This window comes from Cerasicoccus maritimus (assembly GCA_031296935.1).
Lineage (GTDB): Bacteria > Verrucomicrobiota > Verrucomicrobiia > Opitutales > Cerasicoccaceae > Cerasicoccus > Cerasicoccus maritimus.
This window is the reverse complement of sequence record JAVDPD010000029.1, coordinates 37286-62211: the sequence shown is the minus strand read 5'-3', so window position 1 is coordinate 62211 and position 24926 is coordinate 37286. Positions and strand designations below refer to the sequence as shown.

Below are 24926 nucleotides of genomic sequence, written 5' to 3'. Positions count from 1 at the left end.
GGGGGCTGCCGCACTCCAAAGCCGATCAAACGCATTTCGCAATCCGCCCCCACAACGATCAGGCTGCAACCGTCGAAAAACGGTTGAAAATGGATACGGCACAGTTAGCGTATGGGCGTGTCTTCACCTGATACGTTACCACTATGCCAGTTCCAACCATGTCAGATAAGATTTACCGCGAAGAGGTCCACTTCACCGGCCGCGTGCAAGGCGTCGGTTTTCGCTACGCCACGCTACAGGTCGCCAAGGAATTCGAAGTCACCGGCGAGGTGAAAAACCTGCCCGACGGCCGCGTCTACCTCTGCGCCGAAGGCAAGGAATCCGAGGTCACCGCATTTCGCGATGAGCTCGTTGACCGCATGAAGCCATTCATCCGCGAAACGGAAATAAAAACCGAAGCCCGCCCCTCTTCCTACCAAAGCTTTTCGATCACCCATTAAGGGCACGTTGCAAACCCCGTCTATGAGCGAACCCGCAATCCGCATTAAAGACCTGACCAAGGACTTCCGTATCGGCGTCCGTGGCGTGAAGCTTCGCGCCGTCGATAACCTGTCTCTGGATATTTACGACAACCAGATTTTCGGCCTCCTCGGGCCGAATGGCTGCGGCAAGAGCACCACGATGAAGATCGTACTCGGCCTCCTGGAGCCGACCCGCGGCGAGTGCTCGATCTACGGTGTCGGCAGCCACTCGGTGAAGTCGCGCGTCAACGTAGGCTTCCTGCCCGAGGCACCGTATTTCTACAAATTTCTCTCCGGCCGCGAGCTCGTCCGCTACTACGCGCGCATCTGCGGCGTGGCCAAAAGCGAGATCAACGACCGCACCGAAGAAGTGCTCAAGCTGGTCTCAATGGAAAACGCCGCCCACCGCCGCGTGGGCACATATTCCAAGGGCATGCTCCAGCGCATCGGCATCGCGCAAGCGCTGGTTCACGACCCGAAGCTCGTGGTGCTCGACGAGCCGACCGCTGGCGTTGACCCGATTGGCTCGCATGCCATTGCCGAGTTGATTGTCGCCCTGAAAGAGCGCGGCAAGACCGTTATGCTTTGCTCCCACCTGCTCGCCCAAGTGGAGGGCGTTTGCGACCGCGTGGCCATCATGAGCCGCGGTAAGCTGGTGCTCGAAGGCGGTGTGGATGAACTTTTGGAAAAAGAAGACGAACGCAGCCTGATCGTCGGCGATTACAATCCCGAGGCGCAGAAGGAGATCGAAGCTGTGCTCGAAAAATACGGCGCGCAACTGCGCAAAGTCGAGGCACCCCGCATCAGCCTGGACCGCCTCTTCCTGCAACACACGGACGGCTCCGCCATTGGCTCCGGCCAGGACGTCAGCGACAAGGAGGGCAAACAATGAGCGCCCCCGGACGCATTGGGCTAATCGCCCGCAATACCTTCCTCGAAGCCGTTCGCCAGAAGTTCTTCAACGTGCTCGTGGTGCTTTCGATCGCCATGATCGCCAGCGCGAATTTCTTCCGTCAATTCGACTTTGGCAGCTCGGAGCTCAAGTTCATCGCCGACTTCGGCATGGGCGCGATCTTCCTGTTTGGCTCCATTTTATCGGTCGTCGTGACCGCGCAGCTCTTCTTCAGCGAGATCGAAAACCGCACTGCGCTGACGATGCTTGCGAAGCCCGTTTACCGCTGGGAGTTCATCGTGGGCAAATTCCTCGGCGTGTTCATTGTGCTGTTTGCCTTTGTCACGCTGATGCTCGCCCTGCTCGCAGCCGTGCTCTACTGGCGTGAGTCCGGGCTGATGAATATCCACCCGGAGGATTTCGAAGACGGGCGGCTGGTGAATTACCTGGGCATCGTCGAGCTGGCTTTCAGCGAGCTGCTCAAGTTTGGCGTGTTGGCGGCGATCACGATGCTCATCGCAAGCTTCTCCAACACCAACCTTTACACGGTGGTGCTCTCGTTCTTCGTGATGGTCATTTGCCAGTTGCAATACATCGCGCGCGACAACTGGAGCGACCTCGACAACCCCCTCCTGCGCGGTCTGGTGTGGTTCCTTTCGCTGCTCTTCCCGAACTTCCAGATGTTCAACGTCGGCGAGCAATTGATTTTCCCGACGCACGACGCGACGCTCTCCACGGGCGGCTACCTGGGCATCATTGCCTACGGGTCGATTTACATCTGCATGCTCCTCGGGCTCTCCGCCTACTCCTTCCGTAACCGCGAAATCTAAGCCATGCCCCTGGATCGCGACAGTTGGTTTTTCCGCACCGGACGCAAAGCCGTGATCAACTTCACGGCCCTGTTTCTCGTGGGCCTGGCAGCCTCGCCGCTGCAAAAGCGCTCGTGGGGTGAGGTCCGCACGTTCCAGCCCGAGCTGAACTTGCAGGACGTCGAGTCCGCGCTCGGCCAGGGCATTGTCATTGGTCTGCTCGGCGGCTTCCGAACTTTGCTGGCGGATTTCGTTTACCTGCGCGCCAATTACTACTGGGAGAAATACGACCGCCCCAACACCGAGGCCTTGCTTGGGCTGACCTCGTCCATCGATCCGCGCCCCATGTATTTCTGGCTCAATGGCGCACGCATGATCGCCTACGACATCCCGGTCTGGCGTATCCGCGAAAAGGGTGCCTGGGAGGACGTCCCCGAGTTTTATCGAAAAGAAATCTACCGCGAGCAAGTCGACCGCGCCATGAAGATGCTCGACCGCGCCGAGAAATTTCATCCCGACGACATGCGTTTGCCGCTCGAAAAAGCGCGCATCTATTACGATAAGGTCAACGACTACGAAAAGGCCGCCGAAAACTACAAGCGCGCCATCGACCTCCCCAATGCCCCCTACTACGCGCACCGCATCTACGCCAACGCGCTCGACAAGGCCGGGCACCCCCGCGAAGCCTACAACTTCCTGAAGAACCGCTGGTTCACCATGGACCACACCAATCGCGGCGCGATGCCCGAAGTCGTCCTGGAGCGTATCCGCGAGCTCGAAGCGCGCCTCGACACCCCCTTCATCGAACGCCTACCACCGCAGCCGGGCGAAACCGAAGAACAGTTTAACCTCTCACCCTTCGGAGAATCGACCATTAGCCGCCAGGGAGAAGTCAATTTCAACATCGCTCCAGCAACACCTGATCCAGCGCCCGCGCATGACCACGACCATGACCACGGCCACGATCACAACCATGATCATTGACCCGGCACTCAGGGCATCTGTCCCTAAAAATAAGAAGAGCTAACACCCTGTTTTCACATTGCAATACGCATTAAGTTAACCATTATTTCGTGCCATGCCATCCATGCAGCAACTGGCGAGCGTACGGGGAGTCATCTTTGACATGGATGGCCTGTTGCTAGACACCGAGCGCATCTTTAAAAAAGCTTACCAACGCTCGGCCAATCAGCACGGCATTGTTCTGCAAGACGATGTCTACGATCAAATGATCGGCCTACGCTCCGACGCCTCCCAGCGGGTACTGCGCGAAGCCCTCGGCCCCTCGGCTCCCAGCGCCGCCATTATCGAAGGCGCGCGGCATTATTATTACATGCAAATCGAGGAGGAAGGCATCCCCCTGCGCCCCGGCGTCTTGGAGATGTTTGACTACATCGAGAGCCTCGGCTTCCCCATGACCGTGGCCACGTCCACCCACCACGAGCTCGCCATGATCAAGCTCCGCGTCGTCGGCCTGCTGGACCGAGTCGTGGGCATTGTCTCCGGCGACCAAGTCGCCAAGGGCAAGCCGGAGCCGGATATCTACCAAGCCGCCGCCAAGCTCATCGGCGTAGAGCCCGAGCACTGCCTGGCGCTGGAAGACTCGCCCCCGGGCGTCATCGCTGCGCGCAAGGCCAACTGCGTGACCATCATGATCCCGGACTTGCAGGCGCCCAACGCCGTGACCCGCTCCATGGCCAACTTTATTTACGAGTCGCTCCACGACGTCGTCCGCGAATTGAAGAACGCCCGCGCCGCCGAGCTTTCCACTTAACGATGCGCTTTACAGGCCTCAGTTGGGCCATCGGCTTGCTTTTGGCCACCCTCACGACCCACGCCGTCGACTGGCGCATCGGCGATCAGGTTTACCACAAAGTGGTGATCAAGGAAGTCACGCCCCGCGCGGTCATCATTCTCCACAGCAAAGGCATCACGCAAATCCCACTCGCGGACCTGCCACCCGAAGCCCAAAAGAAATTTGGCTACGATCCCGAAGCCGCCGCCGCCGATGAGCAACGCGCCGAGCGCGAACACGCAAAAGCTTTGCAACGCAAAGCGAAACTCGAAAGCTCTCCTTCCAAGCCGAAACCGTGGTCGGCCAATAGCTTAACAACCGAACTCGCACTAGCCTTTCGCCAGAATCCAGAAGTGAAGAGCGAAGTCGACCTGCGTCCCGAGCTACGCGAGCTGGGACTTTTCTCCAAAAGCCAGGGCCGCCGCCCGAGTTGTTCGATCTTCGCCATCGTCGGCGCGCTGGAGTTCCAGGCGTCGAAGGAAGGCAAGCCCGTGCAATTCTCTGAGGACTACGCCATCTGGGCCACGCGCCAATACCTGGCCGACCAGCAGAGCGGCCGCTCCGCCGACTACGGCGAAGGCGACGCCGGCTTTGCGCTGATCGACGTCATCAACGCCCTCGCCCAATACGGCCTCGTCCCCTACGACGAGATGCCCAACACCTTTGGCTCCGGCATGGAGCGCATCGAGCCCCCCGAGCCCGCGCTGCTCAAGCAAGCCAAGCGCAGCATGCAGCTCAATGCCCTGCGCATGGACAGCGGCAACCCCAACACTTCGATCAACCACATCGTCCACGCGCTCAACCGTGGACTCCCCGTGATCATTGGCGTCGCCTGGCCCCACGAAAACACCCTGCGCTCCGCGCCCATGATTTCCGGCCAAAACCCCGTCAGCATGCACGCGGTCACGCTCGTCGGCTACCGCTCGAATGACGACGGCGAGAACCTCCGCTTTGTATTCAAGAACTCCTGGGGCCCACTCTGGGGCAGCGGCGGCTACGGCTGGATCACAGCAGACTATTTGAAAGAACACCTCTCCACCGCCTACGTGCTGGACCCGCAGTTTCTGTAGCTTCGCGCATGGTTCGCATCATCATATTCTCCCTATCCATTCTCATCGCCGGCTGCGCCACCCAGCCGCAACCCGCCGCTCCAATCCAGTCGTCAAAGATCGAGTTCGACCTCAGCGCGCTGGACGCCGATGGCCTGCGCGGACCGGCGGACGGCAAAGTCGCCGTGTCGTATGAGTTCGCGATCCCCAACTCCGAGGCGTGCAAAAACGAAGTCCGCGCCATCGATCCCACCGTTGAATTCCACCCCAGCTCACCAGGGCGCATCAACGCCGCCCACGACCAATACCTCTGCATCGGCCACACGCATCAGCCGAACTTTCGCCAAGTGCTGGCCGAGCTCAGCGCACTGCCTTACGTTCAGCGCATCACCGAATGCCACTTTGAGTAGCCGTCGCCAACCGCTGGTGGGGCAGACTCCACCTTAGCGGACGCCGCAACGACAATGCTGCATCGTTTGGCTAAAACCCAAGCGGTTGTGGCGGAAACCCCAGGCCTGTGTTGCCTGGACATAGCCTCGGTTTTTGGAGGTTACGCCCATGGACGTAGAGGGGTTACGTCCCGGGACGTAACTTAGCTACGTTGGCGGACGTAAGGTGCCTACGTCCATGGACGTAACCACTAAGAACCGCCCGTTTGCGCAACCAACACACGCCTAGCGGCGACTCAAGAAACGCCTAGCGGCGAGGCGACACCCGCGCTGCCTTTGCCTGACCGAACGGGCAATATGAGAATCAGTGCAAGGTAGGGACGGTTGCCTCAACCGTCCGCCACGCATGAATGCCAACCCGATGAAGCCGGACGGTTGAGGGCAACCGTCCCTACCTCTAGTGAAGCGCCAACAAAGCTTTTTGCCAGCTCAACGAACTGCCCAGACCCGCTACTCCGCCGCACCGAAAGTCTTCTCCCACTTCGATTCCAGCACGCCCGGATCGACATCGAGGTGCGCCAGCGGGTAATCGCCGACAAAGCTGTATTCGTCGCGCTGCGGGCCGCGCAGCCCGAGGACCCCGCTACGCGCCATTTGGCCAATGGTCGCCCAGGGTGTTTCGAGCGAGAAAATCGTCTCCAGCGACACCTTGGCCTCAACCGCATCGCCGGGTTTGAGCAGCGAAGTGCGCACGTGCTCGCTGCCCATCGCGTGGAGCGTCAGCGCGTAAAGCGCGAGCTGGATGCCGGCACCCTTTTCCAGCTTGCGCGCGTCGAGCTGGGAATCGCCACCCGTCTTGAAATCGATGATCCACGCCACGGCGAGCGTTGGCCAGGCGTCGGCGGGAAAGTCGTTTAAAATGTCGGCCTCAGCATCGCTGATCAGCGCGTCGATGCGCCCCGTGAGGGTGAGGCCGTCGAGCGGATGCCCTGGCAGCTTGAGCGGCTCACCGGGCAAATCGCGCTCAGTGCGGATGCTCCGCCAATCGATCTCCAGCAGCGAGCGCACAAACTGATGCGCCTTGTTGCGCGCGATGGCCCAGTCGATCCGCCACCAGTCGGGCAAGCTGCGGCCAGCCTCGGCAAAGGCGGCGGTCAACGTGCGACGGACCACCTGTGCCTGCCGGTCGACATCCAGCGCCCAGTCCTCTGCCTCGAGGCGTTCGATAAACGCTCGGCCCGAGCCGGTCGGCTGCGCCCAGGTGTGCGCCCAAATGCCCGTCGTCTTCGCGCGCGGGTCCTGCTCCGCCAACTCGCGCAGCGGGCGGACGTGCAGCACGTTTTGCAGCCAGGCGTTCGCGGGGCGATTGAGCGCGGTTTCCCAGCCACGGCTCGCCAAGGCCAGCGGGCTCGCGGGCGCCTCCGCAAAGCCAAAGGAAAATTCGTCAAAGGGCGTTGCCGGGTCACGGCGGCGTTGCCACGCATCGGCAATCGCCGGAAACGCGGCTTCCTCAACCGGCGGCGCGGCAAACTGCGCGGCCAGCGCCTGACTCGCCACCCGCAAATCATGCTCGCCCGGCATTGCGCCGACCGCGGCATGAAACAGCCCGTGGAGCCAGTCCGCCAAATCCTGCTCGCGGCCGGGGTCGGCTGGGTTCTCGCGGTGCGCGGTGAAAAAGGCGTCGGCCTGCACGTTGCGGAGCAGGCTCGTGCAGGCGTCCTTAAACCGGCGGCGGTCATCGAGGCTGTTCGCCAGCCAGCTCTTGCCCGGGCGCAGGCACTGCTGCCCCTCGCCCACGGGGCTATCCATGCACGCACGGTAGTTCAGCCGGGAGCTCAGCTGCGCGTCGAGCAGCAGGCTGTCTGATTGCTCGGCGGGCCAGTCACCACGGTTGAGCCCGGCAAAGACGAGGTATTGCCACGTTTGCGCGGCGGCGCGCTCCACGGTGGTCAGCACGATCGGCGCAAAGGCTTCGCGACCCAGCGCGGGGCGCGTGCGGCCGGGAATGCGGATCACCTCCGCCAGCCAGCGCAGGTATTGCGTGCGGCGCAGGCGGCGGTCGAGGTTTTCCACCAGCGTCTTCGCGCGCTGCTCCCAGGCGTCGAGGCGCTCCGGCCAGCGGAGTTTTTGGAGAACGGGCAGGCAGAGCTGCGTGTATTCGGCAAAGGTCGCCTCGGCCGGCAAGAGCGGCCAGTTGGCCAACGCCGCCTCGGCCTCCGCGCCGTGACGCTGCTTCGCGAGCAAGGGACGCAGCACAGCGATGTCGGTCGTCATCGCCTCGTTGAACGCATATTCCAGCGCCTGCCAGAGCGCGCGCTCGGCCTCGGCGGAGAGCTGCCCCGCACGGCGGAGGGCACGGGCAAAATTGCGCGCAGAATCGGCGTCGGCCTCGTCCTGAAAAACCCGCCACGCCTCGACGAGTTGCTGCGCGGCGCGGCGGCCCGGCAGGTGGCCAATCTCGTCCTGGTGCGCGAGCCTGGCGTCCGTCAGGCGGCGGGCCACCTCGCGCGCCAGCGGTAGGCCATCGCGGGCAAAGACCACGCCAATGCGCTCACCTGGCGCGAGCTGCGCGCGCCAGCGGTGGATCTCGTTTTCGATGGCGCAGGCTTCAAGGGAAATGTCCGGAGCCAGCGCGACCTTGAGCGGCGACGCATCGTCCGCGATGCGTTGGTGGAACTCTGCAGCGTTGGCGAGGTCGGCCAATGGGCGGGGTGCGTCGGCGGGTATTTCATCGGCGTCGCCGAGTTGTTCCAAAGTCGAGCGCCAGACCAGCTCATCCTCTTTATCGCCGGAGACGGGCAGGCAATACGCGGCGGACTCCGCCAGCTGAGGCAAGGCGCGCAGCAAGGTGAGGCTGCCGCCCTCGCCCGACCCAAAGCCGTAAGCCATGACCTGCGCGATGACGGGCTCGCGGACACCGGCGACGAGCGCACGGTCGCCACTGGCCGAGGTTTGCAAGCCGGACTCGGCCAGCAGTTCGTAAAAGCGTTTGGCCAGCTCGCGCGCCTCGGGCAGGTGGAACGCATCCGAGCCCCAACCGGCAGATTCCAGGCGGTCGCAGTGGCGTAGGAAATCACTCGGCTCTTGGGCCGTGGCTTGGGCAACCGGGTTGTCCGGCAAGTCGCCCGCCGCGAGCTCCATGAGCAAACGCAGGTCTTCGCGCAAAGCGAGGGGCTTGGCGTCAAGGTGGGTGCGCAGCAGCGAGCGCAGTCCACCCGGCGTCAGGAACTCCAAGCCCAGCGCTGGGACGCCCGCGTGCACGAGGCGGTGCTTCACCCAAGCGATGGTCGAGCTATCCGGCGCGAGGAAGATAACCGGCCGCTCTTGCTTCCACGCCTCCCGCGGCCAAAACCGAAACCACGGCAACAGCACCTGCCGCCAGGCAGTGTCGGGGTCGCGGTAGAAGAGCAGGCGTGGCATGGAGTAGAAGCGGCTTCCAGCCGCTTTGATTTCAGTTCGATTAGGAAAAGCAGCAGGATGCCGCTTCTACGTTCTCTTGTAGCAATTCATCCAAGCAGCACCCGCAGAGTGAGGCAAGATTGACTATTTAACTCCCGCGATCAGATCGACGAGATTCGCTCGAGCGAAATACCCGGGAGGGGATGGAAGGTGCATAGGCAACCGCCGCTGCGAAAGGAGGCACAAAGATCAGAGTTAGCAAAATTCCGAAAGGAACGCGTAGGGCACCAGCGACACCCCCGTACTCATGATCCATTATGGTAATCGTCTCGGATGTGAAGAGACACAGGCAAACGCCGACCGGCATGAGTGGGATCAGAATTGAAAACCAAAGCCAGAACGATATTTTGTAGTGTCCAACAAAGGGCAAATCCCGACTCGATAGAGAATCTAGAGATCGCCATGCCCAAGTAATTTGGCCGATGATCCAGTTGGCTTTCATTTCGTTGCGAGGACCGCCAGACTACACGTCCCAGTGGAAGCGGATGGTCTTATCGATTGCCGGGTGGAGGCTTTGGAAGACTGGACAGGCGCGGCAGCATTGCTCGAGCGAGGCGCGCTTTTCCAGCGGGACGCTCGCGGGGGCGTGGACCTCGACCGGGAGGGCGACTATGCGGCGGGGCGGACTGGACGACATGTGCTTCTCCACGCGCATCGTCATGCCCGTGAGGTCGATGCCGAGCTTGTCAGCCTTGATACCCATGATCGTGGCCATGCAGCTGATCAGCGCCGTGGCGCATAAATCCGTGGGGGAGAAGGACTCGCCTTTGCCGTGGTTGTCCACCGGCGCATCGGTGATGAGCTCGACGCCGGATTCGGTGTGCTTGGCCACGGTGCGGAGGTTGCCTTTGTAAGTCGCGGTGATCTCTACCATGCGGCGATGTTGAGGGGCATTTTCGCGGCATGCAAATCGAAAGCAGAAGTTTGCATTCTCCTATTGCCGCGAGCGGGATATTTTTCAAACTATCCCCAACTATGCGTCTACTTAAATTGATCGCCCTGCTGGGCCTGACCGTTTTCCTGCAACTTGGCCAAGCGTCCGCCCAGGCCGATAAGCCCATGCCGCCGAGCCCCTTCAAGGTGGAGCCGCTCAAGGTGGGCATCACTGCGGACAGCCCACCCCTCGTCTTTAAGAGCGGCGGCGAATACCAAGGCGTGGAGATCGACCTCGCCAACCTGCTTGGCAAGGAACTCGGCCGCCCGGTGGTCTTTGTGGAAGTACCGTGGGAAGACCAGATCAAGGAGCTCGACGCCGGTAAGACCGACATCATCATGAGCGGCATGACCGTAACGCGTGAGCGCGAAACCCAGGTCGGCTTCGCCCCGCCCTACCTGAATTTTGGTCAAATGTCGCTCGTCCGCAAAGGCGAACGCGCGCGCTACACCTCGGTCCGCAGCCTGCTGGACACCACCAGCAAGGTGGCCGTGATCCCGGGAACCACCGGTGCCGCCTTCGTGAAGGAGAACTTTAAGAACGCCGACATCATGGAGTTCGACACGCCCGACGCCGCTGTCGACGCCGTCGTAACCGGCAAGACCGACATTTTTGTTTACGACTCACCCGTGATCCAGTGGCTGGCCAGCAAACGTGAGATGGAAGACGTCGTGCCGGTGAATATCAACCTCACCATCGAATACCTCGCCTGGGCCATGCGCGCTGACGACATGAAGTTGCAAAACCAAGTCGCCCAAGCGCTCTTCCAATTTGAAAACGACGGCCGCCTGCAAACGGTGATTAACCGCTGGCTGCCGCGCTAAACCGCCAAACCCGCCCACTATGTCCGAACCTGCCACACCTCCCCCCGCCTCTGGAAACGACAACACTTGGCCCATGCTTTGCCACCTCGCCGCACTGGCTGGCTACACCGTAGTGCCGATGGGGAACATTCTCGGGCCACTGATCGTGTGGCTGATCAAGAAGGACGAAATGCCAGCGGTGGACGCACACGGCAAGGAAGCGCTCAACTTTCAGATTTCGATGACGATCTACTTCGCAGTCTGCGCCGTGCTGGCAATCGTAGGCATCGGCGTGCTTTTGGCGCTGATACTGGTCATCGTGAACCTAGTCCTCATTATCATGGCCGCCGTCAAGGCCAACCAAGGCGAGTTCTACCAATACCCAATGACGATACGCTTTTTAAAATGAGCCGAGAAATCGAAGAAGGAACCGAGCTGAAGCTCGACTTTACCAAACTCAAGAAGGTCGCCAACTGTGGTGCCGACGTGCTGCCCGCCGTGGCGCAAGACGCCCAGACCGGCGAACTGCTCATCGTGGGCTACGCCAACCAACTGGCGCTCGACACCGCCATCGCCGAAGGCTTGGCGACGTTTTGGTCGACCTCCCGCAACGAGCTTTGGATCAAAGGCAAGACCTCGGGCGACACGCTCAAGCTGGTCGAAATCCGCGTGAACTGCGAGCAGAACAGCATCCTCTATCTGGTCGAGCCCCAGGGCGCGGGCTCCTGCCACACCAAGGACAGCTCGGGCACGGCCCGCAGTGGTTGCTACTATCGCAAGATCGAGGCCGACGGCTCACTGAGTTTCGTGCCGGGCAAGGAGTAACCCGCCACCTTCCATGAGCGCACCGACCAAGAAAAGCAGCATCGGTGGCGCGATTTTCCTCGCGCTTTTTGGCGGGTTCTTTGCGTTCATGGGCATCATGGCGATCGTCATGACCGCCAAGGGCGAGGGTGATCAAAACCAGTCGCCCATCGTTGGGTTTGTCGTGGGCGGCATCTTTGCCTGCGTCGGTCTTGGCATCATCGGAGCCGGCATCTGGAGCCTGAAAAAAGGCAAGCAGGAGGCCGCGCTCGCGGCTCAGCATCCAGATGCCCCCTGGCTACTCAAGAAAGACTGGGCCGAAGGACGCATCGTCGACAGCAATAAGGGCGCATTTTTCTTCATGCTGGCGATCGCGATTTTCTGGAACGCCATTTCGTGGACAGCAACGATTGGCGTATTCAGTGAAGGATCAGATGCCGATCCCGCTGCCAAGTGGATCGTGCCGCTGTTTCCGCTCGTGGGCGCGGGCCTGGCCTGGGGCGCGTTTTACCTGTTTCTGCGCTGGCGGAAGTTTGGCTCGTCCACCTTTGAAATGGCCGAAGTGCCGGGCGTCATCGGCGGTAGCCTCGGCGGCGTGATTTTGACGAAGGTCAACGTGAAGCCGGAGAAAGGTTTCCTGCTCCAGCTCCGCAACGAAAAGCAAGTGACGACGGGCAGCGGAAAGAACCGCTCCACCCACACCACCGTCGTCTGGGAAAGCGAGCAGTGGATTCAGGAAGAGGCCATGCCCGACGACCCGACGCAGAGCGCGCTACCCGTTTTTTTCAGCATTCCCTACACCGCCCATCAAACCGAGCGCATCGACAACCGCACCGAATACAAATGGGAGCTCAAAGTGAAGGCCGAGCTGCCCGGCGTGGACTACGAGTCGCGCTTTACGGTGCCCGTGTTTCTCACCAAGGACAGCGACCCGAACTTCGACGCCAAGGCCGTCCGCGCCAGCGAACCCGCCAGCCCGGCTCCGGTGGTTGATTGGCGCAAGAGCGGCATTACCGTCCGCGACGATATTTCTGGCGCGACCTTGATCGAGACCCGCATGGGCCGCAATTTCCTGTTTCTGTTTGTGCCATCGCTGATCGGCATCGGCATGCTCGTGGGCTCCTACTTCGCATGGAACAGCAACATGCCGAAGATCTTCCCGGTGTTCCTGGTGCTCGGTGGTCTCTTGGCGACGATAGGCTGCGTGGGCTCGTTGCTGACCTCACTGCGGCTGAAGGTCTTTCCCGATCGCTTGGAGTCCGAGCGCCGGTTTTTCGGCGTGCCGAAATTCGCCAGCATGCAAGCGATCAACATTAGCAGCATCGAAACGAAGTCCAACATGAGCTCGGGCGACGTCCATTTCTACGACATCGTCGTGCACCAGAACGGTGGCGACAAAGTCCGCTTTCCGATGAGCATTAAGGGCAAGGCTCGCGCCGAAGCCATGCTCAAACTGATCGAAGCAAAGCTGGAAGCCCGTTAAGCAGCGAAACGCGCCTTCTAGAAATGCCGCGTCAACGTCGTTGCGGGAACGACGCCCACTTCTTGTGCGACCAGGCTACCATTCTTGAACACGAGAAAAGTCGGGATGCTGCGCACGCCGTATTTCTGGGCGAGGCCCGCTTGGTCATCCACATTCACTTTATAAACCGCCACCTTGCCCTCCTGCTGCTCGGCGATCTGCTCCACCACTGGCTCCATTTTGCGGCAAGGACCACACCAAGGTGCCCAGAAATCAACGAGCACCGTTTGCTTGGCAGCAACAGCCGCCTCAAAGTCGCCCTGCGCGACCTTGCTGTTTTCAGGCGCAGTGTAGTCGCCGGAGCTTCGGTTTTTCGTCGCCAAGAAGACAACGCCGATAATTGCACAAAAAATAAGAATGGCCCGTTTCATAACCGGGCCATCCAAACACAAGAATACCTGAGGTGTAAATAATGCAAATAATTGTTTTGTGCTAAGCTAGCCCTAATCGAAATCGGCGCTGCTCAAGCTCATCGCGTAGTTGTTCCAACTCCGCACGCTCGTTTTCCAGAGCACTTGCCTTCTGGGCAACCATTTCCTCGGCCTCTCGAAGGTAGCGCTCACGTTGTTCGAGCTGAGTGTCCGATAGCTGTGTGGCACCCATCCCGTCCACTTTACGCTCAAGTCGCAACACAATCTCGGTCAGCTCATCCAAGCGCTCGGTAATGCTTTTCTGCGGTTCGCGAACGCCCGAAGACATCGCAGGAAATGGAGAAGGCGAACTTGCTGCTCCAGTTGCGGCAGGCGCGGCGGCACTAGACTCAGGCTTTTTAAATGTAACGGATTTCTTCGCGCCTGGAGCCGCAGCTCGGAAAATAGTCGTATTGCCTCGGCTTTCCACTTTGCGAACCGGCGTCACCACTTGGCCCAGCTCGCACCAACTGTTTTCGTCCTCGCCATCATCACGCACATGGCATACCTGATAATCCCCCTGCGGATTCTTTTTAACGGTCAATTCGATCGCCTGCAAACTCATCGGGCTGCGGTAGGTCACGCCATTGCGCGCCAGCCACCACATATCCTTCAACGACTGCTCGATCATGCGCTCACGCAGCTCATTCAATGATGTTTTTTCACTCACGGCTCTTAAATTACGGATTAATAGTAGGTTTAATCGTGTGGACTAACCTAACAACAAACGAATTTGGACCCCCGAAGTCAAGGCCATATGGCCCCAACACCTATACAGGCAGTCAATTAGTAAATATTTTACAAATATGTAGGAAAGCCTGGCCAATGCCCCTACGATTACATTTTATAGTATCGGCAGCACTCGCCAAACATTAAGCCCGAAGCGTGATTTAACCGGCCACCTTCCAGCAACGAAGCAATACTAATTTCGGTAGTCTATTTCGCCCTTCACTACCAGCGCTCAGACCTATATCCAAGCCGGATTCCACATATTTTCAGTATCGCTAGCTTCTCATTCTATCACAGGCCTGTAGAGTTGTACCTCCTCGAAGCAGTGCTCCACAATCGGCGTCGTCCTAAGAACTGTTTGAAATTCTGCATGCCGGAACCAACACGGCTAACATTCTTTAGGGCACTTCGCCTAAGAGGGCGTCTAAAAAGTCTGATCGAGTCGGCGAGATGTATTTGGGAGGCAAAATTTCGGCTTCTGAATCGAGGCGAAACCAGTTTCGTCGAGATGAAGAAATGATATTTTGACCCCGAAGACGCTCTCCGGCGAAGACCAATTGAGTTTTTAGACGCCCTCTAAGACCTGCGACTTTCCGGGACCCACTTTCCTTCAATCAGGGTGCGACGCGGCGATGACGGAACGCCACGCTCACCATGCTGAATCATCGAGACAAGTAGATCCGCCGCCACACGGCCTATTTGCTCCGTATCTTCATGCACTCCACCAAGCGGCCAATCAGTTCTTGGCAAGTAAGCGCAAATCAGCAGAACGTCTTCGATTGGCAGCGAAGTTTCGGCGAGGCGTTCATCTAAATCGGGCGGCCCAATGATCGCGCTTGGCTTGTATTTATCGTACCATGCCTGAATGTGCTCATTTGAGGTCTCACTCAAATGCAACGGCGGAATTTTGATCTCCTTATCATGCACGAAACTCTCGGAAAAATACCCTGCTAGCAGATCGTTGTTTAGGCGCGAATCGTGAACTGACATCATGCCGATGTGCGTGTGTCCCTTCGCCCTAAGCTTATTGATGATAAGTCGTGTAGAATCGAAGTGAGCGGCGGCAACGGTATGCAATCGCGGATTAACCAAACTGAAACCAAAAGTAATGACGGAGAAATGCTCCCAGGGGAAAACAATCTCCATCTTATCCTCAGGCAGCGGGCAAACAAAGATACCTTGGATATTGCGTGACCTAAGTATCTGCCCAAGTCGGTTACTGGACAAACCAGCTTCTTGCAGATCAAAAACTTCCAGACCATAGCCATGCGTTTTCGCCTGATCCTTGGCCGCAACATAATAATCGTGATAGATCATATCATCCCATTTAAACGGTGGGATATTTTTGACCAGCCAGGCCAGGTTTCCCTGGAAAGCCGTCGGCCTGTTCTGGCTGCGATAAGCCGCTAGCGCTGATAGCATTGGGTCTGGCATGTAGCCAATTTCTTCCGCAATTCTTTTAATGCGGGCACAGGTCTCTCGCGAAATATTGGGATGCCCCTTCAACGCCAACGAAACGGTAGTACGATGGACCTTAGCGATCTCCGCAATGTCCCTGTGTGTTGGGCGACGTTTACTCTCGGAACTCACGAGTTTATTGAAACGGCATATGAACAGTGCGTCAACATAGGACCTTTAAGACTTCTAATGGCTCACTCTTTCCTGAGCTTGGCGCCGGGCACCAAAACGCGCAACTAAAAGCAGCAACGCGCCAACAAGAATGACGCTCCCGCCGACAGCAAGGATCGCCAGGCGGCCAGCCAGTGGATTGGGCAAACACATTAGCAGTAGTAAAAAGCATCCCATAACGATCGTCGTTAGACCTAACATACGGGCTTGGATATGATCATTGCCTTCGCCACGCTCCTCCTCCGATAGAGGGGTGTTCATTTTCTGAAAAAACGCATCTACCTGGTTGCGAAACTCCACGGGCTGGCGGCTATAAAACGGTATGCAAAAGACGGTTGCCGCCAGTCCAAACACGATAACCCAAAGGCTTCGATCTACATAGGTCCAGGTGTTTCCATACCACGCCTGATCGACCAAAGACCAAAGCGCTGGCGCGATTGCCACACTTGCGATGAAAAAGAAAGACCAACGCGGAAGTCTTTTCAGAAACAATCCCGACAATAATGGTATGCTGATCGGCAGACCAAAAACAGAACCAAGGATGAGCAAAGAGTCAAAGAGGCCAAATCCCTCTAGCAGAGAATACCAAATTGCCAGGCCAGTATTCGCGGCGCCTAAGACCACGGTCGAAACGCGGCCAATCCAGATGGAAGATTGATCATCAAGCTCCTTCATACTGAGAAGTCGGCGAAAAGGCGGGACGATATTGCGAATAATGATGCCAGCATTTGCGTTAATTGCGGTATCCATTGTACTCAAGGTCGCCGCAAACATCGCTACAATCATTACCCCCATTAAGCCATTCGGTAGAACTTTCATGGCGGCCACTGCATATGATCCGCCGCCAGCCTGTCCCACGGGCATCGCAAGAACCTCCGCCTCCCACAAACCGCGCGCCACCATTGGTGGAATAAACCAAACGATCGCTCCAAATAACATCCCGCCAGCACAGAAGAACGCGGCTCGTGAAGCTTCTCGGCCATCATGCGCAGCTAGGTAACGACTGGCCGCAAGCAAGTTCAGTTGCCCAGTTAATTGAATGAAAAATACCGCGACAATCCACTTCAAGGAAAACTTGTTATCCTCGAACGCGCCTTCCGGCTTCACAAAGGCGAAGTCATCGGCCAAATCCGGACGACTGAATAAATCAATGAATCCTGATATTCCACCCACCTCGCGCAGGCAATACCACGCCACAAGAATCGTTATCGGGAATAGAATGAGCGATTGGACAAAGTCATTGCCCATCACCGCCCACTTCCCTCCGCGGATCGAGTAAACGGTAACCACGATGCCTAAGATCAGGATCGTGGAAGTTGCAGAAAAACCAAAGGCACTGGAACAAAATACCGCAAGTGCCCAGAGCGGGACAGCGCCGGAAAGCAGTCCAAAAATCAACCCGTAGTAAGCCTTGAACTGCTCAACGGAAGGGCCAAAACGATCGCGCAATACATCGGCAACCGTGTAAGCACGTGTCTGCCGAAACCAAGCCGCCAAACAGAAACCCTGAATTAAGTAAGCAATGATGTTTGCCGCATAGATAACCAGTAGAGTTGGACCCGCTTCAAATGCCGCCGCGGCATTTCCGGTGAAGGTGAAGGCGGAGATGCCTGCAAGCAATGAACTGCTGCCAACGAGCCACCAGGTCGCCTTTCCTCCACCTCGAACATAGTCACTGGCTGTCCGACTGAGTCGACCAAAGAACCAACCAATGACGACCAGAAAAACGAGGTAAACGCCAATCGTGACGTAGTCACTAGTTTGCATTATCCATCCCCCCGAAAGCATCAGCCCATAAGTCCAAAGCAGTGACTTGCGTTGATTCTGATTTTGAGCTGCCGGGTATTAATACAATAGCGAGTTGGACATCTTCGGTCGTGGGTGGAACCGTTGCGGTCAAAACCCTCAGCCCGTTGTTTTGTTTCTCTTTGGGGTTGGAAGGCGTCGCTGACTCGATGGAAAATTGTGCGGTCTCGGGCTTTAGTATTCTGGCCATCAATTCCTTACCTTGCAGAGTAAGAGTCGCGCTTCGACCATCAGCGGAAAGAGCAACAGCCGCTCGGGTCATCATGCGCCATACTGTTGGCTGATGGCCTGATGGTGCGGTCCACTCGTCCTGAATCAAGATGTAAGCATTGTCCAACATGGCGACGCCACGTCGCATTCGTTCGGCGGCGTCTGGATAAACCTCCGTCATGTCAACCACTGCGTAAGCCATCTCCGGAGCGGATTTAAAATCAATGACAGGAGCAGTAGCCGTGACGGACTGCAACGTCTGCCCGGGACCGATCGTATTGTGGCTGAGATTATTCATTCGGTAATAACTCCATCGCATGCCATCCGGCTTACTATCCCAGTATCCCTTGAGACCATAGCTGTCTGAGCCCAAATCTTCCCCCCACCGCACACCGTCGGCTTCCAGCACAAACGAGCCCAAGTCAAGATGGCTATGTGCAAACCCATTTTGGCCAGCTTTCATTGCCAACCATAGCCCATTTGGGTCATTCCAACGGCTTCGCAAGAAAACAAGTTCGGAGAATCCGTCATGATGAATGTTCAATGGGGAACTGTCATCTGAATATGCTTCGGACGCTTCTGGAAGCCATAGGGTCGCCAACGGTGTAAAGCGATGAGCAGCACCCGGCGTTAAACTCGCAAAATATCCGGATAGTTTTGTGTCCAGAAAACGACTCAAACGCTTCCTAAATAAAGGAACGCTTGATGACTGGTCAAAATGCTGGATCAGCCAGGCGACAGATGGCGAACTTCCCAAAATCACATCACGAGCAGGACCGCCATCTCCATAGGTAAAAGCAACACCGGTAGGCCCAAAAATATAACGCGTGTAGTCCGCCGTTTCAGCGATGCCAGGCAACGCGGATAAACCATTATCAGAGCCAAGTTGATCCTGCATTAGCGCAAGGCAGAGCACCACATAACTTGTTCCATATCCCCAATAAGTCGGACTTTCTGGCCAAACGCCATCAGGCCCATAATATTCCAGCGTACGTGGGAGTGTTTCAGTGACGCCCTTATATACGACCGCGGAGAGCTCGGGCGTCTGTTCTTGCAAAACGAGCGCGGCGGCAAGCAGCCCACCATTACACACGGGATTCCAATTATTAATTGCCGTGTCTCTATCCGCAACAGCCGACCAGTTTGCAACCTTCCGCTGACTGATGTCGCCATAGGCTGCAGGACCATAGACAAGCGCTTTATCCAACAAGGCTTGGCGCAATTCGGCGCGCTCTTGGGCGCTTAGCTCGTTGTACAACCAGTCGTATCCAAATGCTACCGCAACGCTCATTTCTGCAACACTAAGGAACTGTGAGGGCTTCCAGTCAGGAAACGATGCGACATTCATGAGCTCTTCTTTCGCCCTTCTCGCATAGCGTTCTTCACCATCGACCTGATAGATCAAGCCCAAGGTCAAAATACGCCCAATCGCCGCACGGCTAACCATCAACTGTTTGGAGTTAGAGTCTTGATATTCCAGCAGATCAGCATGGTAGTAGACCTCCGCATCCTCACGTAATTTGTTGAGTAGTTTGGCCATTAGAGGATCTATTTCCCCGCGCGCCCTGATCTCGGCGACTCGACTATCGGTCAGCAATAAACTAGGATGCGCACGATCGTTCACCTCAGCCGAGATTGGAGATTCCGGCTTTATCGTTGGAGTCTCATTGACAGATTTTTCTAACGCAAGCGGGGCGGACTCTCCGTGCCGATCGCAGCCAATGATCAACAGGCAACATAACGCTATAGAGCAGCATAGGAATAATGCATTAGAAATTGATTGTAAACCGAGGGGGAGGCGTGAAGACACTTGCATATTAAAACAGGGTACCCAGCGAATCCTTAAATGGATCGCATTGAAGTGGTTAAATTTGGAGCACCGTGGACTCCTTATTGGGCAGCCCAAGCCGGATCACTGTAATCCTTGGGAATTGTGGACTCAGACCATTGCTCAAGGTGTCCATCATGAAACAGAACATTGGCGTAGCCATTATGGTTAAGCCCAACATACGACCATGGTCCACCAGTAGTCCTTAAGGAACGCACACTGGGCTTATCGTTCTCAACAAGCATCACCGTGCGCGCTGTATCTACATTAAACGAGTTCCGCGGCACGCCATCGATGCCAAAAGCCATCCCTACTGCATAGTTAGACTCCCACCACGAATCTGGCTGCAGCGTGGATTCGAGAGAGGGGCAGGTAAGGTGATCATTCATCAAGTCCGTTCCTGTGCCATGAGTCTTACCGTCATTCACTTCAATGTATGGCCGAAGAACCATCGTCCAGGTGTCTTTAGCAGTCGAGCCGGAGTTGGCATTATTCGGCGGCAGCAGGCCATTGTTGTCTGTTTGATAAATTACAATCGCCTGTCCAACATGGCGCATGTTACTCGCGCACTTGGTCGCATTCGCTTTTTCTCGGATCACGGATGTGACTGGTATCAGTATGACTCCGAGGATCGCAATGATGGCGATAACTACGAGAAGCTCGGTTAAAGTGAACCCCAGTTGGGGAACTACGTGTTGCGACTTAACGGCTGTCGAACGATTAAGAGGGATAAATGGACTCATCATGGGGGGGGGCTGAACTGATATAATTTTGACGATATGACTTCAGCAGCAGAGTTCAAAGCGCATTTATATAACACAGTTTATAAAACGATATAAACTGTGTTATATGCAAACCCCTTGAGCCTATAGGATCATTGTCTATATTGGCCGCATAAACGTCTACGCATCATAAGTTTGCTCATTAATGCCCCTTCATTATTCTTTTCCTGACGATGATGTATCGTGTCGTCTGAAACCTATACAACGCGCAAATCAACTTTGATCCCCCCCCCCTGATGGCCAGAAAGATTCACGCCCTAAAGCGTTCATGCCTGGAACTTAAACAACATAACAACATGAAGAAACATATCCCAAACCTCCCCTCCCGCACTGTGTCCAAATCACTGCCCGCTAGACTCGCCGTTGGTATTACGCTAGGCTGCATATCCATTAGCAGCAATCTTGGAGCGGCAACGCTCTTCTGGAATGGCAATTATGTAGGCGACCAATCCTGGACGACGACGACCAGCGTGACCCCCTGGGCGACTACCGATGGAGGTGCCGCCACTGAGTTCTGGACCAATGGCAATGACGCGGTGATCACCGACAATGGCCCGACTGACATCGCGATATGGACTGCTAACGTCGGAGATGTTACTATTGAGAACGGAGCCAACTTTACCACAACAGGCTCCAGCGGCCATCGATTGACGGTTTCAGGAAGCGGTAGCGGCAACTTTAGCCTCACGGATAACATCGATAGCAATGGAACCTTGCGCATCCTGCTGAACGGCTCTTCGGCATGGGATGGCACGATCACCATCAACGAATTCTCCACGAGCGACAGCGGCGTCATTCTGGCGGATGCGAGTGGCGGCGGGACTGCCGGGAGTGGGTCAAACACGCATTTCGTACTGAATGGCGGCCAATTAATGCTTGGTGCCGGAGTCGTCGGCAACACGGCAACTATCGGTAGCCTTTCAGGAACGGGAACGGTTAAAATTCGCAGCGCCTTTAGCTCCACGTCAGGAGTCCGAACGCTGCTCGTAGATCAATCGACAAACACGACGTTCACCGGCACCTTCGGCGACAATCCCAGTCGGGCGGACAATCAAATGGCCTTCACCAAAGCGGGCGCCGGTCGATTGATTATTTCCAGCAACAGTGGATCGAGTGGCGCTTGGGGCGGTTATGCAGGGGCGACCTCAGTCAACGAAGGCAGCCTCTATCTGGTCGGCTCTTCGGACACGACCTATAGCAATGTTTCTGGCCAAGGCACCTATAGCGTTGCTAACAATGCGACGCTGGGAGTCGACGGAACGATCACCTTTGGCTCTGGCGTTAGCGGCGCAATCACGGTAGCGAATGGAGGCATCCTTGACCCCGGCCAAGTAAATCAAGTTGGGACGATGACTTTGACCGGCGGAGATGGCAGTAGCCTTGGCTTGGTTTTTGAAGGCGACGCGAATATACTGTTCACTCTGGGTTCAAGTCAGGATTCGATCGTGCTAAGCAACTCATCCATGACTGGTTCCGCAGCGGGTGGAGATGACAGCATTCTCTTCACCTTTACCGATAGCGGAGATGTCACCGAGGGCCAAACTTTTGACCTGATTGATTTTGGCGGCACAACTCAGAGTATCGCATTGTCCAGCTTTGGTCTTTCAGCGGAAAGCCTGGGAGAAGGCTGGTCCGGCAATTTCGCCTACAGCGGCGATGGAAATCTGCTGCAATTCACCGTGTCCAGCATTCCTGAGCCTACCACTTATGCCATGATTCTCAGTGGGCTGGCCTTGGGCATGGCGATCATCAAGCGTCGTCGTCAATAATTACCTCTGGTAAATCAGCATGATGAAAACGATTTTCTTGTTAGCATTTGGGCTGGCGACTCACTCACTTCAACTTTCTGCTTCAACCCCGGTGAATGTCGATCCCGGGTTTGAAGCAAAAGGGGAGTGGTGGGCGAAACCATTTATCCCCCAAGACAGCGAAAATAGCGGCGCCGCATTTTATTTTTCAAATCAGCAGCCGCATTCCGGCGAAGTGTGCGCGGTAATGGCCGCTACTGAAGATGCCCGCTTTGCGATCTCCCCCAAAGGCGGACGCATTGCTGTCGAGCCTGGTCAAGTCATTGAGTTTTCAGTATGGATCAAAGCAGGTAACGACTTCATGATCAAAGATGGAACTCCGGGCTTCATCATCCGCATAGATTACCTCCAGGGCGACAATACCGTCGGCAAGCGCTTCATTGATTGGGAGGGCGCAGCGACAGCGTCACCGCCAAAGTCTGCTGCCCTTATTTCCTCTGAGTGGACCCAGGTTCAAGCCAGAATCACGACGCCAGAAAATGCGGACGGGATACGGGCCAGCATCTTTTTTTGGAGGGCTTCGGGATCTTTGTACCTCGACGATTTTGAGATCATCCCCCTAGACCAATAGACTGACACAAATCTTCACCTCAATTCAATGGAAGTTGCTATCTATCGACTAGCCAGACATTCGGCCTACCTAGCCAGTTTCATCCTCGCTATACCGTCGGCGAACGCCGACGACGCGCCTGTATCTCAGCAAGCCGAGCATGAAATCCATCAAGTGGGCAGCCAGGAATTTGCTGTCGACTGGTTGTTTGACGAAGCCTTTGACTCTAATGATTGGTCGACGCGTTGGACCGTCGAAAGCCAAGGGCCCAGCGTCTTTGTTGAACAAGGTGAACTCAGCATCAGGCGTGAAGACTCTCCTAAAGACCAAGCCGGGGTAACGGTATGGTTTAACCAAGACTTGCCGCAGAATGTGATCATCATCGTCGATGCATCGACTGAGCCCGGTGATCATGCTTGTAACCTTAATTTCTTTGTCCACGCCAAGGAACTTGGCAACAAGCCATTGGAGTATAAAAGGACGGGCGCGTATAAAAGCTACCACGAAATCACCAATTACCTGTTTACATTCACTGGCGGTTTCATGAGTGGCTGGACCCGAGCTCGAATCAATCCGGGATTTAAGCTGATCAGTGAAGACGAGAGCGTATACGCAGAACCGGGCTCATCCTATGAATTGACGATCGTGTGTGATCGTGGAGATCTTAGTTTTTACATCGATGGAGAACTCAAGCACCACTTTCAGGAAGAGGCTTTGCCTGGTGGCCGCTTTGGCCTAAGGACTTGGTTCTCAGACGTAAACTATGACCGCATTCGTATTGGCGCGCTGGCGAATGAGAAAGAGCGCCTGTAGCCTTGGCAAACCGAACTGCCTTCAGTGCAAAAGTGATCGCTAAGTCATGCGATCATAGATCGCCAAAGTCACTTCAGCATGCAACGTAGCCCCTCTGAGGTAACGTTGTACATTATCGAGGGCATTCTCGCCACACTGCGCAAAGTGATCCAATGTAGGCCCGGCAATGTGAGGTGAGAGCAGCACGCCTGGCATCCCAATAAAACGCGAATCTGGCAGCATTTCGCCATGAACGACATCGAGCGCCAAACGAAGACGTTCATTGGAAGCTTCCGCAAACAAAGCATCCTCATCGATCAATTCGCCGCGTCCGACATTCACAAACAAGGCGCCATCAGGAAGCAGCGCGAGCAGTTCTGCAGTCACACTCATACGGGTTGCCACCGTCAATGCCTCACATTCAAATAACACATCGCTTCCGGTAAATATCGCATCTAGGGACTCACATGGAATAACACCCGCCTCTTCAATTACGCCGCGAGGTACTCCGGAGGAATAGCATTTGATTGTGACATCAAAGGGCTTAAGCAACTGAATCAATTTTCGTGCAACATGCCCAAAGCCGTGTATGCCAACCGTGCGGCGATATAACGATGCCGTCTCAACTCTGAACGTAGGATGCATTGCCGTGGTGGAATGAGTATTAATCACTGATTTCCAACCCTCGATGTTTCGCAAGGAAGCCAGCGCCAAGAGTAAGGCGTGCTCAGAAACTGTGGGCCCGACGATACCTCCCCAATTCGTGACGCGGCCACCTCTCTCAAGAAACGTTCTCGGCAGAAAATGCCGAACCGTTCCGGACAGGTGGGACACATATTTCACCGGAAGTTCGCCATTGATCGATTCTGGCAATCGTGGTGTTGACCAGCATGACACAATCACATCGGGCTTAATCTCGCCCAATGCTCCAGCCCATTGTTCCTGAGATAAGTTTTCACCCGACATCCACTCCCACTCGGCATTAATGGATGAGCTTATTTCCATATTGGGAAAAAAAAGTGTTTTCTCATTCTGAGTCAGAGAAAACAGAACTCGCGAATTCGAAGGAATGCTTGGCCGTTTATTAGGGTTAGCTGCCGGTTGAGAGTTTGAAGCAGAATACATAGAATGTTCCTCAGCACCTAGTCTCTCGATACAGAAAATCCTGCTCAAACATTATAAAGGTAACACAGGTTACAAGCACCATTCCAGAAGGCCTGTAACCTGTGATAATGGAGTGAAAGTTGAAAAAGATATCTGCCCAAATACGATTGGCAGTCCACGAATTCCCCCAACTAGTCACGTGAAAAAATGAATTGCCCCAAGTTTTTTCAGGACGCTTCAACCCCAAATTAATCAAATCATGAAAAACCTGATTAGCTATTTAGGAGCTATACTGTTACCCTGTATCCTATGCCTCCAAATAAACGCTCAGTGTGGCCAATGGGATGGCTACGACTCACTT

General features: G+C 56.2%; 23 protein-coding genes. 14 read left to right on the top strand and 9 right to left on the bottom strand.

Features of this window, described 5'->3' with window-relative positions; translation table 11 throughout:
* Nucleotides 1-158: 158 nt before the first annotated feature.
* The 7 genes from RBB62_RS16475 to RBB62_RS16445 all read left to right on the top strand — a co-directional run bounded on the left by RBB62_RS16475 (nt 159) and on the right by RBB62_RS16445 (nt 5416).
* Nucleotides 159-440 carry an acylphosphatase gene (locus tag RBB62_RS16475; protein ID WP_309400172.1) on the top strand — a complete coding sequence of 94 codons (282 nt, stop codon included), beginning with the start codon at nt 159-161 and terminating at the stop codon, nt 438-440.
* A 22-nt stretch (nt 441-462) separates the two neighbouring features.
* Complete coding sequence (locus tag RBB62_RS16470; RefSeq protein ID WP_309400171.1) at nt 463-1353, top strand: ABC transporter ATP-binding protein; 891 nt, start codon at nt 463-465, stop codon at nt 1351-1353.
* A complete protein-coding gene (locus tag RBB62_RS16465) occupies nt 1350-2183 on the top strand; it encodes an ABC transporter permease (protein ID WP_309400169.1) in 834 nt (277 codons plus the stop codon). The genes RBB62_RS16470 and RBB62_RS16465 overlap by 4 nt, the downstream gene beginning before the upstream one ends.
* 3 nt (nt 2184-2186) lie before the next feature.
* Complete coding sequence (locus tag RBB62_RS16460) at nt 2187-3146, top strand: tetratricopeptide repeat protein (RefSeq protein ID WP_309400167.1); 960 nt, start codon at nt 2187-2189, stop codon at nt 3144-3146.
* A 94-nt stretch (nt 3147-3240) separates the two neighbouring features.
* Nucleotides 3241-3936 (top strand): HAD family hydrolase, encoded by a 696-nt coding sequence (locus RBB62_RS16455; RefSeq protein WP_309400166.1) that lies wholly within the window; start codon nt 3241-3243, stop codon nt 3934-3936.
* A 2-nt stretch (nt 3937-3938) separates the two neighbouring features.
* On the top strand, nt 3939-5027 hold the full coding sequence (locus tag RBB62_RS16450) for a C1 family peptidase (RefSeq protein ID WP_309400165.1): 1089 nt from the start codon (nt 3939-3941) through the stop codon (nt 5025-5027).
* A gap of 8 nt (nt 5028-5035) precedes the next feature.
* Complete coding sequence (locus RBB62_RS16445; protein ID WP_309400162.1) at nt 5036-5416, top strand: hypothetical protein; 381 nt, start codon at nt 5036-5038, stop codon at nt 5414-5416.
* Nucleotides 5417-5905: 489 nt separating this feature from the next.
* Here RBB62_RS16445 and RBB62_RS16440 read toward each other — a convergent pair whose 3' ends face one another.
* On the bottom strand, nt 5906-8815 hold the full coding sequence (locus RBB62_RS16440) for a PD-(D/E)XK nuclease family protein (RefSeq protein ID WP_309400161.1): 2910 nt from the start codon (nt 8813-8815) through the stop codon (nt 5906-5908).
* Nucleotides 8816-9317: 502 nt separating this feature from the next.
* Nucleotides 9318-9728 carry an OsmC family protein gene (locus RBB62_RS16435; protein WP_309400160.1) on the bottom strand — a complete coding sequence of 137 codons (411 nt, stop codon included), beginning with the start codon at nt 9726-9728 and terminating at the stop codon, nt 9318-9320.
* Nucleotides 9729-9829: 101 nt separating this feature from the next.
* Between RBB62_RS16435 and RBB62_RS16430 the strand changes: the two genes are divergently transcribed.
* The 4 genes from RBB62_RS16430 to RBB62_RS16415 are packed head-to-tail and all read left to right on the top strand — an operon-like array spanning nt 9830 to nt 12878.
* Nucleotides 9830-10612, top strand: a complete 783-nt coding sequence (locus RBB62_RS16430; RefSeq protein ID WP_309400159.1) for a substrate-binding periplasmic protein — start codon at nt 9830-9832, stop codon at nt 10610-10612.
* A gap of 19 nt (nt 10613-10631) precedes the next feature.
* On the top strand, nt 10632-11000 hold the full coding sequence (locus RBB62_RS16425) for a DUF4870 domain-containing protein (RefSeq protein WP_309400156.1): 369 nt from the start codon (nt 10632-10634) through the stop codon (nt 10998-11000).
* The gene (locus tag RBB62_RS16420) at nt 10997-11416 is read left to right on the top strand and encodes a phosphoribosyl-AMP cyclohydrolase (protein WP_309400155.1); all 420 of its coding nucleotides are present in this window, start codon (nt 10997-10999) and stop codon (nt 11414-11416) included. The genes RBB62_RS16425 and RBB62_RS16420 overlap by 4 nt, the downstream gene beginning before the upstream one ends.
* 13 nt (nt 11417-11429) lie before the next feature.
* Nucleotides 11430-12878, top strand: a complete 1449-nt coding sequence (locus RBB62_RS16415; protein WP_309400154.1) for a hypothetical protein — start codon at nt 11430-11432, stop codon at nt 12876-12878.
* A gap of 17 nt (nt 12879-12895) precedes the next feature.
* On the opposite strand, the gene trxA is transcribed toward RBB62_RS16415, so the two are convergent.
* From trxA to RBB62_RS16385, 6 genes are all read right to left on the bottom strand, one after another.
* Nucleotides 12896-13288 (bottom strand): thioredoxin, encoded by a 393-nt coding sequence (gene trxA / locus RBB62_RS16410; RefSeq protein ID WP_309400153.1) that lies wholly within the window; start codon nt 13286-13288, stop codon nt 12896-12898.
* Nucleotides 13289-13349: 61 nt separating this feature from the next.
* On the bottom strand, nt 13350-13997 hold the full coding sequence (locus RBB62_RS16405; protein ID WP_309400152.1) for a hypothetical protein: 648 nt from the start codon (nt 13995-13997) through the stop codon (nt 13350-13352).
* A 635-nt stretch (nt 13998-14632) separates the two neighbouring features.
* Nucleotides 14633-15646, bottom strand: coding sequence for a LacI family DNA-binding transcriptional regulator (locus tag RBB62_RS16400; RefSeq protein WP_309400151.1), 1014 nt, complete (start codon nt 15644-15646; stop codon nt 14633-14635).
* Nucleotides 15647-15700: 54 nt separating this feature from the next.
* Nucleotides 15701-17452, bottom strand: a complete 1752-nt coding sequence (locus RBB62_RS16395) for a sodium:solute symporter family transporter (protein WP_309400150.1) — start codon at nt 17450-17452, stop codon at nt 15701-15703.
* Nucleotides 17442-19241 carry a heparinase II/III domain-containing protein gene (locus RBB62_RS16390; RefSeq protein ID WP_309400149.1) on the bottom strand — a complete coding sequence of 600 codons (1800 nt, stop codon included), beginning with the start codon at nt 19239-19241 and terminating at the stop codon, nt 17442-17444. The genes RBB62_RS16395 and RBB62_RS16390 overlap by 11 nt, the downstream gene beginning before the upstream one ends.
* 350 nt (nt 19242-19591) lie before the next feature.
* Nucleotides 19592-20275, bottom strand: a complete 684-nt coding sequence (locus RBB62_RS16385; RefSeq protein ID WP_309400148.1) for a type II secretion system protein — start codon at nt 20273-20275, stop codon at nt 19592-19594.
* A gap of 332 nt (nt 20276-20607) precedes the next feature.
* On the opposite strand from RBB62_RS16385, the gene RBB62_RS16380 reads away from it, so the two are divergent.
* Genes RBB62_RS16380 through RBB62_RS16370 form a run of 3 tightly spaced genes read left to right on the top strand, consistent with a single transcriptional unit; the run spans nt 20608 to nt 23482 of the window.
* Nucleotides 20608-22080: a PEP-CTERM sorting domain-containing protein gene (locus tag RBB62_RS16380; protein ID WP_309400147.1), complete on the top strand. Its 1473-nt coding sequence runs from the start codon at nt 20608-20610 to the stop codon at nt 22078-22080.
* 19 nt (nt 22081-22099) lie between these two features.
* Nucleotides 22100-22690, top strand: a complete 591-nt coding sequence (locus RBB62_RS16375; protein WP_309400146.1) for a hypothetical protein — start codon at nt 22100-22102, stop codon at nt 22688-22690.
* A 27-nt stretch (nt 22691-22717) separates the two neighbouring features.
* A complete protein-coding gene (locus tag RBB62_RS16370) occupies nt 22718-23482 on the top strand; it encodes a DUF6250 domain-containing protein (RefSeq protein WP_309400145.1) in 765 nt (254 codons plus the stop codon).
* 39 nt (nt 23483-23521) lie between these two features.
* Here the strand turns inward: RBB62_RS16370 and RBB62_RS16365 are convergent, their stop codons facing one another.
* A complete protein-coding gene (locus tag RBB62_RS16365) occupies nt 23522-24586 on the bottom strand; it encodes a hydroxyacid dehydrogenase (protein ID WP_309400144.1) in 1065 nt (354 codons plus the stop codon).
* Nucleotides 24587-24926 lie beyond the last annotated feature (340 nt).

Bases quoted from the DNA above. Each gene is read 5' to 3' on its own strand.
- trxA (WP_309400153.1), bottom strand. From the start codon at position 13,288: ATGAAACGGGCCATTCTTATTTTTTGTGCAATTATCGGCGTTGTCTTC.
- RBB62_RS16395 (WP_309400150.1), bottom strand. From the start codon at position 17,452: ATGCAAACTAGTGACTACGTCACGATTGGCGTTTACCTCGTTTTTCTG.
- RBB62_RS16375 (WP_309400146.1), top strand. From the start codon at position 22,100: ATGATGAAAACGATTTTCTTGTTAGCATTTGGGCTGGCGACTCACTCA.
- RBB62_RS16370 (WP_309400145.1), top strand. From the start codon at position 22,718: ATGGAAGTTGCTATCTATCGACTAGCCAGACATTCGGCCTACCTAGCC.
- RBB62_RS16435 (WP_309400160.1), bottom strand. From the start codon at position 9,728: ATGGTAGAGATCACCGCGACTTACAAAGGCAACCTCCGCACCGTGGCC.
- RBB62_RS16380 (WP_309400147.1), top strand. From the start codon at position 20,608: ATGAAGAAACATATCCCAAACCTCCCCTCCCGCACTGTGTCCAAATCA.
- RBB62_RS16465 (WP_309400169.1), top strand. From the start codon at position 1,350: ATGAGCGCCCCCGGACGCATTGGGCTAATCGCCCGCAATACCTTCCTC.
- RBB62_RS16385 (WP_309400148.1), bottom strand. From the start codon at position 20,275: ATGATGAGTCCATTTATCCCTCTTAATCGTTCGACAGCCGTTAAGTCG.
- RBB62_RS16460 (WP_309400167.1), top strand. From the start codon at position 2,187: ATGCCCCTGGATCGCGACAGTTGGTTTTTCCGCACCGGACGCAAAGCC.
- RBB62_RS16365 (WP_309400144.1), bottom strand. From the start codon at position 24,586: ATGTATTCTGCTTCAAACTCTCAACCGGCAGCTAACCCTAATAAACGG.
- RBB62_RS16475 (WP_309400172.1), top strand. From the start codon at position 159: ATGTCAGATAAGATTTACCGCGAAGAGGTCCACTTCACCGGCCGCGTG.
- RBB62_RS16445 (WP_309400162.1), top strand. From the start codon at position 5,036: ATGGTTCGCATCATCATATTCTCCCTATCCATTCTCATCGCCGGCTGC.
- RBB62_RS16425 (WP_309400156.1), top strand. From the start codon at position 10,632: ATGTCCGAACCTGCCACACCTCCCCCCGCCTCTGGAAACGACAACACT.
- RBB62_RS16420 (WP_309400155.1), top strand. From the start codon at position 10,997: ATGAGCCGAGAAATCGAAGAAGGAACCGAGCTGAAGCTCGACTTTACC.
- RBB62_RS16455 (WP_309400166.1), top strand. From the start codon at position 3,241: ATGCCATCCATGCAGCAACTGGCGAGCGTACGGGGAGTCATCTTTGAC.
- RBB62_RS16430 (WP_309400159.1), top strand. From the start codon at position 9,830: ATGCGTCTACTTAAATTGATCGCCCTGCTGGGCCTGACCGTTTTCCTG.
- RBB62_RS16440 (WP_309400161.1), bottom strand. From the start codon at position 8,815: ATGCCACGCCTGCTCTTCTACCGCGACCCCGACACTGCCTGGCGGCAG.
- RBB62_RS16470 (WP_309400171.1), top strand. From the start codon at position 463: ATGAGCGAACCCGCAATCCGCATTAAAGACCTGACCAAGGACTTCCGT.
- RBB62_RS16450 (WP_309400165.1), top strand. From the start codon at position 3,939: ATGCGCTTTACAGGCCTCAGTTGGGCCATCGGCTTGCTTTTGGCCACC.
- RBB62_RS16390 (WP_309400149.1), bottom strand. From the start codon at position 19,241: ATGGCCAAACTACTCAACAAATTACGTGAGGATGCGGAGGTCTACTAC.
- RBB62_RS16415 (WP_309400154.1), top strand. From the start codon at position 11,430: ATGAGCGCACCGACCAAGAAAAGCAGCATCGGTGGCGCGATTTTCCTC.